This is a genomic window from Helicobacter sp. 12S02634-8 (genome assembly GCF_002272865.1).
Lineage (GTDB): Bacteria > Campylobacterota > Campylobacteria > Campylobacterales > Helicobacteraceae > Helicobacter_J.
Genome location: NZ_MLAP01000010.1, coordinates 67,494 through 78,623, shown reverse-complemented (window position 1 = coordinate 78,623; position 11,130 = coordinate 67,494). Strand labels below are relative to the sequence as shown.

Below are 11,130 nucleotides of genomic sequence, written 5' to 3'. Positions count from 1 at the left end.
TCATCAAAGATGGCTATGTCGAGTATGTCGGAGAGGCGAAGAATCAGGGGGTGTGCGATGAGGTGTGAGAGGGAGAGGGGGTATAGCGGGAAATTGTATATCAAGTTTCAAGAAAGTCTGAAAACACCCAACAAACCAAGCACGCCAAACGATGGAATCGATGAGCTAAAGGGGATTATCAAGACCCAAACCCAAACGCTCAAAGACCTCACAGCTTCTATGCAGATGCTCTTTGCAACGATACAAAAACTCCAAAAAAGAGTTTCAGAGCTAGAGGGCAAGGAGTGAGGTATGGGGATAAATTTTGAAAAACAAATGGTGATACATATCACGCAGTCGCTAGTGATGAGGTATGGCCCGATAATGGAGTTAGATGAGTTTGGTGAGTTTTTTAAATTCGGAGAAAAGACAATACAAAACAAAATCCAAAGAGGGGACACAGATATACCCAAATACACACAGCTCAAGGGCAAGCGCGTATTTTTGGCTAATGATATCGCTGAGTGGATGGTGTGTAATGAGCTTAGATTCCCAAAATAAGGCAAGAAAGGAGAGCAAATGATAAGTATTGAGCATATAGAGAGGCGAGAAATGGACTATTTAGAGTTTATCCAAACCAAAAAACCAACATTTAATGCGAGTGGTTTTGAGGTTAGCCCTGAGTGGCTCAATGTGAATTTATTCCCTTATCAAGCAGAGATTTTAAAAAGAGCGTGCAAGAAAGGCAAATATGCGCTGTTTGTGGATACGGGGCTTGGCAAATCGCTGATACTTTTGAATTGGGCTCAGGCAGTAGCAAAGCACACAAAAAAGCCTGTGTTAGTTATCGCCCCTTTGGCTGTGAGCTTTCAGTTAGAGAGAGAAGCGAATAAATTCAAAATCCCCTTAACAAAAATGCTAGGCTATGAGGGGGAGAAAATGCCCACGCAAGAGGGAGTCTATCTTATCAGCTATGCTAAGGCGATGAGGTATATTCAAGCAGATTGTTTTGCAGGCGTAGCCATTGATGAAAGCTCCATATTGAAGTCTTTTGAAGGGGCGACAACAAAAGGGCTGATTGAGAAGTTTGCCAAAACACCATTTAAGCTAGCAAGCTCAGCCACGCCAAGCCCTAATGACTTTATGGAGCTAGGCAATCACGCAGAGTTTTTAAATGTCTGCACACGCACAGAAATGCTCTCAAGGTATTTTATCAATGATACTTTCAACACAGGGGAATGGCGATTAAAAAACCACGCTAAAAGAGAGTTTTGGCAGTGGGTGTCTTCTTGGGCTGAGTGTGTCAATACGCCCTCTGATTTGGGCTATGACGCAAGCGCGCATATTTTGCCACCTTTAAGAGAGCATATCGTTAAGATTGAATTTGATGATTACACATATCAAGCAGATGGAGCGTTGTTTGGCTTCAGCGAACAAAATGCGACCAAAATCGCTAAAAACAAAAAGCTAACGATTGATTTGAGGATTGCAAAGGCGACTGAAATCATTGATAGTATCCAAAAAGGCACGATTGAGAAAAGACCTATCCTCATATGGGTCGATACAAACGCTGAGAGTGAAAAAATCACAAAAACACTCCAACAAAAATACCCACTCAAACGCATAAGACAAGTTATCGGCTCGGATGATGACAGCTTGAAAGCTCTGAATTTAAATCACTTTGCTGATGGACTGATGGATATATTGGTTACAAAATCAAGCATAGCAGGTATGGGCATGAACTTTCAGAGGGCTTGCCATATGATATTTTTGGGCGTGAATTATTCTTATGAAAGATATTATCAAGCTATCAGGCGTATGTGGCGTTTTGGTCAGAAAAACGAAGTCAATGTTTATGTGATTTTGGCGACAAATGAAGCGAGCGTTTGGGAGGTCGTGCAAGGAAAGAAAGCACAACACGAACAAATGAAGCAAGCGATGACTCAGAGCGTGTGTGCTTTCAAAAACGAATCCACACCTTTCAATCTGCAAATAAAAGAGGTCAATATCCCAAATTTTCTAAGGAGTGAATATGCAAGTATATCATAATTTTCAAGACTTTCAAGACACGCACCTCATCAAAGGCACAAATGCTGATTATAGCCCTAGATATTTTTTTACTTACAAGGGGCTGATATATCAGAAAATGAGCTTTGAAATAGCTTATCAAAATGATTTTAACTACAAAATCATAGACAGACTCAAAGACTACACAGAAATAGAAAATCCAATATCAAATATCCAAACCATAGGAGCATAAAATGGAATACATCAATGAAGCACACAAGGTCAGCATTTATCATTCAGATTGTGTCGAGCTAGCCAAGCAACTCCCAAGCAATAGCATAGATTTTAGCATTTATAGTCCCCCATTTTCTGATGTGTTTGTTTATAGCGATTCAATAAAAGATATGGGAAACTGCACGAACGATGATGAATTTTTCACGCAGTATCGCTATTTGATTAAAGAAATGTATCGGATTTTAAAGCCTCATCGATTAGTAGCTATCCATTGCTGCGATTTGCAACTACTCAAGGGCAAAGATGGCGTGATTGGATTCAAGGACTTTCAAGGCAGAATTATCCAAGAACACATCAACGAGGGGTTTATCTTCCATAGCCGAGTAACGATATGGAAAGACCCCGTTGTTGAAATGCAACGCACAAAGAGCATAGGGCTTTTATACAAACAGCTATGCAAAGACTCCACAATGAGCAGACAAGGGAGGGCAGATTATCTAGTGATTTTAAAAAAGCCCTCCGATAAGCCCAATACAGAGCCTGTAAGCAGAGAGGCGTTTTATGACTACCTAGGGGCTAGCAGTATTAGGGTCAGTGGTGATGATTATAGAAGTGATGAAGACTTAAAACGCCTTTATAGTATCAATGTTTGGCAGAGATATGCTAGCCCTGTTTGGTTTGATATCAACCAACAAAACACGCTCAATGCGCACATTGCAAAAGATGAATCCGATGAAAAGCATATGTGCCCTTTACAGCTTGATTTAATAGGGCGTGCCATTGAGCTATGGAGCAACCCTAATGAAATCGTTTATAGCCCTTTTATGGGGATAGGGAGCGAGGGAGTCGGAGCTATCAGACAAGGCAGAGGCTTTGTCGGAAGCGAACTCAAGGAGAGCTATTATCGTGTGGCTTGTGAGAATATCTCAAATGTTATCTCTGAAAAAACTAACCTTTTCAACCAAACAAGCCCCACACCCCCCACCATAAGCGAGTAAGCAAAATATGGCAAGTATGAAAACAGAAATTTATGTAATGAGTGATGAGATTAAAGAACGCCCCTATCCTGAGCTTAAAGAGATTGACCCCAATCACGAGCCTAGACTAAAAGGTTTTAGTCGCATTGTAGGGGGCAGGATAGATGGCGTGAGCGTATTATTGGGCTTTGAAAGTGGAAGTCTGAAAACAATCGCTACCACAAGCGAAGAAAACGCTAGGGATAACGCAATCCAAAGCTATTGTTTCACAAATCAACCTCATAAATGGCAAGCCATCAAGTAATTTAAGAGATAAAAGAATACTCAAAATGACAAATCCCACATTTAAAACTACCACCATCAAAGCCTATAGAGAATACTCTGCAGGCGTGGATAGTTTTAGATTTGTCTTGTCTACACAATCATTGAATATATTCTTGCGTAAGCTAGAGCTATTCAGCAAAAAACGCAAAACCACAAGAAATAAACAAGTCGATAGCTATGTCAAGCAAAAATTTAAAAATTATCAATCTGAAAATCAAAAACACAAACTAGACATTAAATATATCAATCTCAAGCGTGGAGTCAAGTCATTATCCAACACAATCCTCATTATCAAAAACTCCAAGAACTGCCACGAATACTCCAAAAACAACAAAAAAAGCTATGAATATTACTCAGAAGTGGTTTTTGCAGGACTCCACCAACCAAGCAAGGACATCGAACCTTTGACCCTTAAAATACTTAAAAAATTTCTCAAAAGGTATAAAGTCCATAGCCTAGATTTGGCAGTTGATTTTGATTGGGATAAGAGTGTCAATAACGCAAATCGCCCACTCTTTGAAACAGCTACAAGAAATTATCAGCAAGAAGAGATAAAGCCAAACATCAGAAACGAGGGGAGCAGTCTATACCTCAACAATCCTGACCCTAGCACAGGGCTTTTAAGAATTCTTTTATATGACAAATACAAAAAACAAACCCTATACCACAAAGAGCAAATCAAGCCTGAACTCAAAGATTGGAAACGCCTAGAAATCACCATCAAGACTAAGGCGAGGTTTTTTGATTGGATTGAAAGAGATGGCTCCAATGATGGCGTAGCAATCCTCAATGACATCACCCAAAAGCTAGGAGGGCGTGGGATAATGGGCGTGTCTGTGGAGATGATGGGCAAGCAAATCCAAAAGCTAAACGACCTAAGGAGGGCGATTGATTTCAAAGCGTGGGCTAGGCTAGAACCAACGCCCAAAAGCCCAAAAACAAGGGCTAAAAAATGATAAAATAGGAGATGGAAAAAGAAATGAAAAATATCGAACTTTTTGACAGATACACAGGGCTGATTTTTACAGAGCTTTTAGAGGAATTCCCATTGAAAAAGTGGATACATATCGAGAGTTTCACTAAGATACCACTTGTCAATGAGCTAGAACACCCCTATGAGAATAAAATATTCATTGGGACTTTGCAATGGTTGGCTGAGGAGGGGTATATCAAAATGAAAACGCCCAATCACTATGGGGCAGAATGTATCTTGACAGGAAAAGCCCTTGCATTGCTTAAATCCAAGCCAAAAAGCATACAAGAAAATGGCAAAAGCTATGGTGAAATGCTGATTGAAATGTCAAAAATAGCAGGAGGAGAGGGGTTTAATGCTGTTGTCAATGCGATTCTTTCAAAGATACTTTAAAGTGCAGTGATAAATAAAATCTAAGGACAGGAGTCAAAAACCTTTAAAAACTGAGTTGATGAACGACAAAGTCGGAATAACTCTAGCTTTGAGGGGCGATAGGGATTTTCAATCCCTAGAGTGGTCTTAGGATTTCATAAAGAAATCCCAATAAAAATAATATGAAAAGGAGCTTTAAATGAATCAAGAAAAAGAGCCAAACCTCATCAAAAAGACAGCCAAAGAGCTAGGCTTGACCTATCGAGAGCTAGGAGAGGCGATAGGATACACAGAGGGAACACTAAAAACAGCATCTTCTACGAATTCAGTCAGTCCCCAAATCGAAAAAGCTATCTGTCTTTTTTTAGAAAATAGAGAGTTGAAGCAAAAAATCAAAATCATTCAGTCTTTTAAAGAAATGCTAAACACCCTATAAAGTTAGCTTTTCTAACTTTCTCTTATAAAAAAATTACATAAATTAACTAAAAGTATTGACATATGTTATTAATATTGGTATAATTGTGTCATAAAAGTTAGAAACACTAACTTTTAAATCCAAAGAAAGGACACACAATGAAGAAGCTAGATAAAATCCTAACCCTAGCCATTAAAATGGCAACCATTATCTATCTTGTATCAAAGGTGATACAGGTATGGAGTGGGTAACCCCCACTCAACACCTTAACAAGGCGCTTAACATTGTGTGTTTTAGATTATATCATAAGGAGTAAAAATGGAGTGGATAAATACAATCGCAGAAATTGCCGAAGTTATCATCATTGTAGGTTTGGTGCTGTGGGTCAGTAGATTGCAAAAACGCATAGAAAAGCTTGAGAGGGAGTCAAAACCTCTGAAAACGAGTTGATGAGAAGCGAAGCTTATCATAACTCTAGCTTTGAGGGGCGATAGGGATTTTTAATCCCTAGAGTGGTCTTAGGATTTCATAAAGAAATCCCAAATTAAAATAAATTAGACAAGGAGTCAAAATGAAAAAACCCATAGGATTGGAATTAACCAAGGAAGACAGGGCGTTGATTTTAGATGAACTCAATAAATTTGAATACATCAACGCACAAGCGCAGATGTTGCTTTCAATAGTTCTAGCAGATTATATTGAAAACCTACCTAATGACTGCATGACCTATGAATTGCCCCTTGAGGGCATTATGACAATCTTGAAAGCCCAAAGCCATAGCATTTATGGGTTTAGCAGATTCATAGAAACAAACGATATTTTCAAATGGAAAACCATCGATTGAGGGCAAAACAGCCCTCTTTATCCCATCAATATCCCAACGCCCCATAATCAATACCCCATCAATACAATAGAAAAGTTACCCAATCGCACGATAAAAGCAAGGAGTTAAGACTTGAAATCCCAAAAGCTAAGATTTAAGGGGAGCAATCCTCTTTTTTCAGAAATTAGGGACAGAATAGGGACAGAATAAACTTTAAAGCCTATTTTATGGGCTATTGGTGGGATATAGATAAAATAAGCCATTGGATATTAGCGTCGGAGGGGATAATGGTCTTATTCCTTAAAGGAGGGGATAAGAATACAAGTATTGCTAAAATCTTCATTATTCCAACAAATATTTTTGATACAATTAGCACAAATCATATCAAACTATCTTAGGGATACTTATGAGTAACATTCCAGCATTGCCCCAAAATATTGTCAAGACTCTGATTAATTTTTTGTATTTAGAAGCAAAAAATCGCGGCTTCAATCGTGTCATCATCGGCGTGAGTGGGGGCGTGGATAGTGCTGTGGTGGCTGTGCTGTGTAAAATGACTTTTGGTAACCATCTCCAAGCCCTCTTAATGCCCTCTATCACTTCATCTAAATCAAGCTTGACTGATGGTATCGCCTTGTGCGAGCAGTTTGAAATCCCCTATCAAGTCCAGCCCATCACTGCTTATGATGAAGCCTTTAGAGTCCAGCACAAAGAAGCAAACCTTATCCGTAAGGGCAATTTCTGCACGCGCGTGCGTATGGCACTTTTATATGATCTCTCTCAAGAAATCCGCGCACTCGTAGTCGGCACAAGCAACAAAAGCGAACTCATGCTAGGCTATGGCACGATACACGGCGATTTGGCCTATGCGCTCAATCCCATTGGAGGTTTTTATAAAACACAAGTCTATGCCCTAGCCAAACTGCTCAATATCCCCAAACGCATTATCGATAAAAAGCCTAGTGCTGATCTCTATGCAGGGCAAAGCGATGAAGAAGAATTGGGCTATAGCTATGAAGTTGTCGATAAATTGCTCGTAGATATTTGCAAAACTTATGATGATCTATCTAAAATCGATACCAAAAAACTAGCCTTGCTAGGCTATGACAAAGAAATGCTTAACTCTATCGTGCCTAGAATCAAGAAAAATCTATTCAAGCACATACCTCCGATCATCTACAGACCATAACCCCTCCCCAAAAAAATATGGCAAAGATGGCAAAATATGGGTAAAAGATGTGGTAAAAATACAAGAAATATGAGATATGAGGTGTAAGATATGAGATATGGGCGAAAATAAGCAAAAAATGAGAGAAAATGAGAAAAATATGAGGGGCTAATGCGATATATTGACCGATATTTTTATAAACCCAGCTTGTCCCAAAAGCTCCTAGCCCTCGCCCTCTTCCCTCTCTCTGTGCTCTATTGCTTGGCTGCAAGCCTTAGGCGTAAAATCGCTCCAACAAAAGACTTCCATATCCCCATCATCAGCGTGGGTAATCTCATCGCTGGTGGCAGTGGCAAAACGCCCTTTATCCTTGAAATCACCAAAGACTATAGCAATATTGCCATCATCTCCAGAGGATACAAACGCCAATCTAAGGGGCTTTTAATCGTAAGCAAACAAGGTAAAATATGCAGCACACAAGCCCAAGCTGGCGATGAAGCATATATGCTCGCCCAAATGGCTAAAAATGCAACAATCATTGTCAGCAAACAAAGAGATTTAGCCATCAAAAAGGCCAAAGAACTCGGCTGCAAGGTTGTGTTTTTAGATGATGGATTCCGTTTCCAATACAAAAAACTCAATATCTTACTCAAGCCCAAACTAGAGCCGTATTTTAAGCTCTGTATCCCCTCAGGGCTGTATCGAGAAAATCCACGTCTATATAAAACTGCTGATATTCTCGCACTTGAGGGTCAAGAATACCAACGAGAAGTCCAAGTCATCGCGCCCACTCAAAGAATGCTCCTCATCACAGCCATTGCCAACCCATCAAGACTCCAAGAATACCTCCCTGATGTCGTGGGTAAAATCACCTTTAGCGACCATGCGACCTTTGATATTGACTACCTTTGCAAGGCCGCAAAAGCCCATCAGGCCACTTCTTTGCTTGTCACACAAAAAGACGCTGTCAAGCTCCAAAACTGCCCCCTGCCTTTGAGTATCTTAAAACTCAATCTACAAATCGCCCCCCATATCAAAGAAAAAATCCACGCCTATATCCAAGCCCATAGCCCCCATAAAAGCTAACAAAGCCCTTGATTTTAGAGCTTGATGGGCGTTAGCTTCTTATCTTGGAGTCTGAAAACATATGTACATCTCCTAGCAATCCCCTCATCGTGCGTAGCAAGCACAAGGCTAGCTTGATGTGTGCGAATATATGCGTGGATCATATCCATAACATTATGAGCTGTTTGCTTATCGAGATTGCCCGTAGGCTCATCAGCAAATATAATCTTAGGCCTTTTAGTCAGCACACGAGCGATAGAAAACCGTTGCTGCTGCCCTCCAGAGAGCTCACCGATATTTTGATGCACCACATCTTTGATACCCAAATCCTCTAACAAGCTATCTTGAATCGGCAAAGAAGCAAGTATCGAGGCCACTTGGAGATTCTCGACCCCACTAAACCCGCGGAATAAATAATGCGCTTGGAATATGATCCCCACATCATAACGGCGCAAGTCCAAAAGCTTTTCTTGCGAGAGCGCATAAATATCTTCATAACCCAAAAGCCCCACACGCCCTTTGAGAGGCTTTAGCATTGTAGAAAGATTATTTAAAATCGTGCTTTTCCCGCTCCCACTCACGCCCAAAATCGCTGCTGATTCGCCTGCATTGATACTCATATCAAGGTTTTCATAAAGCAAAGTTTCGAAGCTATGAGAAATTTGTCTAGCCCTTAGCATATATCCTCCTCATCTCATGATTTGATCGCTATATCGCCCAAAATATTTGGTGATACCACATACGCAGAAGATTGATTAGCACTATGGATCACAATAGTCCCATAAGCCCTAGCATAGTATTTAATCAACAACCTCTGCAAAAAAGGCTCAATACTCGGGACAAACCAGCCGTTATTACTCATCAAAATCATATATTTAGGGTGGTGCGCATAAGTGCGCTCGCTTGTCCCCTCATAGCAAATTGCTGGCGTGAATTCTAGCCCCTCTGCTATAAAATGCTTAAACTCCCTCCCCGCGCTCAAGCCCATCTCTCCACCAAAAAACTCCCGATAAATGGGCTTAGCTAAAAAATCAGGCAAGGGTATCTCTTCGCCAAATGGCGCTAAAATGACCTTATCAGCATAAGAAAATTTACCTTTTTCAAATATATAAGTGCTGTTATAAACATCTTTATCCTGCGCGCGCAATGCCCCTGTGATGATGGTGATAGAATAGCTCAAATTTTTGAGTGTCCCCATCAAATCGCTTTGATTGAGCGCAAAAGGAAAGGCCGTTTCTGGGAGAATAATGATTTTCTTACCCTTTGCAATGGCTTGATAGATATGCTCAAGATTGCCCCCAATGATTTGCTCGATATTTTGACTCTGCCATTTAAAATCTTGATTCACATGTGTGCTTGTAACTGCTATATCCTCTAAAGCAAGCGCCATATCTTGCCCCTTGTATCCACTCCAAGAAACTGCCATGACTAAAAGCCCCACGCCCAAAAGCTTATAATACCTCCTAAAACGCAACACCAGCCCCACGCCCAAAATCAAACAAAAAAAACTCCAATTATCAATCCCAAAAATACTATAAGAAAAAAACATCTTAAAAGTCAGCCAATCAAAACCAAAAGGGTGGATATATCCCATCAATAGCAAACTCGCAATCCGAAAAACTAGATTTTGATAAAAAAGCAAACAATAAAAAATCACCCCATAAACCAAAGCAACCAAAACCATCACAAAAGGGATCAAAAAGCCTAGCATTGAAAAGCGCAGACTAAGCCCCACCCAATAAAACAACCCCAATCCCACCAAAAAGCCAAACCAAAAACTCGCCTTTTTAGGCAGATAAAGCCATATAGCAATCGCAATGGGAGCAAAAATACTCTGCACCACCAACGCCCCCACGCTCAAATCTTGTGCTAAAAACAGCATAGCCCCATAAACAGGGATAAGAAAAATCACTGCAGCAAAGAAAGCATTAATAATAGAAAACTGCGAGCGATACAACCAAGACAAAATGCCCTGTCCCTTGTGTTTGTGTCCTTGAAAATATACCATTGATAACCCCATATACTTGCTTTTGATACTGAGATTTTAACCCCAAAATGAAAAACTTTTTATTTTTAGTTTATTTGTTGTAAAATAATAGCTTTTTAAAACTGAAATTACAGAAGTGGGATATGGGCTATATAGATATTTTATTGATTGTCATCATCTGCATCATCGGACTCAGGGGCTTTTATAATGGTTTTATCAGTGAGGTAGCAGGGGTGCTAGGTGTCGTGGTGGGCGTGTTTTTGGCCTCGCGATTTGCTGGCTTGATGGGAGAGTGGCTCAATGTCAATATCCATAACTTCAATAGCCCCTCTATTGGGAGTTTGATAGGATTTGTGATTATCCTTGCTGTGATTTGGGTCGCGTTTTTAATCTTTGGAATTCTCATCGGCAAGCTCATTAAAGTCAGTGATTTTGTTATCGTAGATAAGGCATTGGGCTTTATCTTTTCGTGTTGTAAGGTATTTTTGATTTTAGGTTTTATCCTCTATGCGATCACACAACTGCAATTCATGAAAAGCTTTGCAAACTATATGGAACAAAATAGTCGCGTTTATAGCATAATGGATACCATCTCTGCTACAATCATGAAGCTCCAAAGCGTGCAAGACACAGGCAATGCAATCAACAATCTCACTCAAAAGCCAGCTCAAAGCGTGCAAAACGCTCTCAATGGTATCAAAGACACCACACAAGGCCTTACTGACCCCATCAAATCAGGGCTAGAGCGTATCACCACCTCACCCAAAGAAACGCCCCAGCAAGAGCAAGCACAATAAATTAGGAAA

At 40.2% G+C, this 11,130-nt stretch carries 16 protein-coding genes; 14 read left to right on the top strand and 2 right to left on the bottom strand.

All coding sequences use genetic code 11. The annotated features are described in order from the left end of the window. The 13 genes from BKH46_RS07405 to BKH46_RS07350 all read left to right on the top strand — a co-directional run. On the top strand, nucleotides 1-288 hold a 288-nt coding region (locus BKH46_RS07405), incomplete at its 5' end, for a hypothetical protein (RefSeq protein ID WP_216358709.1). 3 nt (nucleotides 289-291) lie between these two features. Further along, entirely contained in the window at nucleotides 292-540 is a 249-nt protein-coding gene (locus BKH46_RS07400) for a hypothetical protein (RefSeq protein ID WP_095226198.1), read from the top strand. A gap of 18 nt (nucleotides 541-558) precedes the next feature. Continuing rightward, nucleotides 559-2,028 (top strand): DEAD/DEAH box helicase, encoded by a 1,470-nt coding sequence (locus BKH46_RS07395; RefSeq protein WP_095226197.1) that lies wholly within the window; start codon nucleotides 559-561, stop codon nucleotides 2,026-2,028. Next, nucleotides 2,012-2,239, top strand: a complete 228-nt coding sequence (locus BKH46_RS07390) for a hypothetical protein (RefSeq protein ID WP_095226196.1) — start codon at nucleotides 2,012-2,014, stop codon at nucleotides 2,237-2,239. Before BKH46_RS07395 ends, BKH46_RS07390 begins: the two co-directional genes overlap by 17 nt. A gap of 1 nt (nucleotide 2,240) precedes the next feature. Beyond that, on the top strand, nucleotides 2,241-3,218 hold the full coding sequence (locus BKH46_RS07385; RefSeq protein WP_095226195.1) for a DNA methyltransferase: 978 nt from the start codon (nucleotides 2,241-2,243) through the stop codon (nucleotides 3,216-3,218). A 16-nt stretch (nucleotides 3,219-3,234) separates the two neighbouring features. Further along, nucleotides 3,235-3,501, top strand: a complete 267-nt coding sequence (locus BKH46_RS07380; protein WP_143428928.1) for a hypothetical protein — start codon at nucleotides 3,235-3,237, stop codon at nucleotides 3,499-3,501. Between the two features lie 25 nt (nucleotides 3,502-3,526). Further along, complete coding sequence (locus BKH46_RS07375) at nucleotides 3,527-4,477, top strand: hypothetical protein (RefSeq protein WP_095226193.1); 951 nt, start codon at nucleotides 3,527-3,529, stop codon at nucleotides 4,475-4,477. 23 nt (nucleotides 4,478-4,500) lie between these two features. After that, entirely contained in the window at nucleotides 4,501-4,887 is a 387-nt protein-coding gene (locus BKH46_RS07370; protein ID WP_143428926.1) for a hypothetical protein, read from the top strand. A 178-nt stretch (nucleotides 4,888-5,065) separates the two neighbouring features. After that, complete coding sequence (locus tag BKH46_RS07365) at nucleotides 5,066-5,302, top strand: transcriptional regulator (protein WP_095226191.1); 237 nt, start codon at nucleotides 5,066-5,068, stop codon at nucleotides 5,300-5,302. A 297-nt stretch (nucleotides 5,303-5,599) separates the two neighbouring features. Continuing rightward, nucleotides 5,600-5,731 (top strand): hypothetical protein, encoded by a 132-nt coding sequence (locus BKH46_RS09790; protein WP_275542186.1) that lies wholly within the window; start codon nucleotides 5,600-5,602, stop codon nucleotides 5,729-5,731. Nucleotides 5,732-5,852: 121 nt separating this feature from the next. After that, the gene (locus tag BKH46_RS07360; protein WP_095226190.1) at nucleotides 5,853-6,125 is read left to right on the top strand and encodes a hypothetical protein; all 273 of its coding nucleotides are present in this window, start codon (nucleotides 5,853-5,855) and stop codon (nucleotides 6,123-6,125) included. A 385-nt stretch (nucleotides 6,126-6,510) separates the two neighbouring features. After that, nucleotides 6,511-7,293 carry an NAD+ synthase gene (locus BKH46_RS07355; protein WP_095226189.1) on the top strand — a complete coding sequence of 261 codons (783 nt, stop codon included), beginning with the start codon at nucleotides 6,511-6,513 and terminating at the stop codon, nucleotides 7,291-7,293. Between the two features lie 150 nt (nucleotides 7,294-7,443). Next, a complete protein-coding gene (locus BKH46_RS07350; RefSeq protein WP_095226188.1) occupies nucleotides 7,444-8,358 on the top strand; it encodes a tetraacyldisaccharide 4'-kinase in 915 nt (304 codons plus the stop codon). A gap of 14 nt (nucleotides 8,359-8,372) precedes the next feature. Here BKH46_RS07350 and BKH46_RS07345 read toward each other — a convergent pair whose 3' ends face one another. After that, complete coding sequence (locus tag BKH46_RS07345; RefSeq protein ID WP_095226187.1) at nucleotides 8,373-9,017, bottom strand: ATP-binding cassette domain-containing protein; 645 nt, start codon at nucleotides 9,015-9,017, stop codon at nucleotides 8,373-8,375. 14 nt (nucleotides 9,018-9,031) lie between these two features. Beyond that, nucleotides 9,032-10,345, bottom strand: a complete 1,314-nt coding sequence (locus BKH46_RS07340; RefSeq protein ID WP_172402595.1) for an apolipoprotein N-acyltransferase — start codon at nucleotides 10,343-10,345, stop codon at nucleotides 9,032-9,034. A 122-nt stretch (nucleotides 10,346-10,467) separates the two neighbouring features. On the opposite strand from BKH46_RS07340, the gene BKH46_RS07335 reads away from it, so the two are divergent. Continuing rightward, nucleotides 10,468-11,121, top strand: coding sequence for a CvpA family protein (locus BKH46_RS07335; RefSeq protein WP_095226185.1), 654 nt, complete (start codon nucleotides 10,468-10,470; stop codon nucleotides 11,119-11,121). Nucleotides 11,122-11,130: the final 9 nt, after the last annotated feature.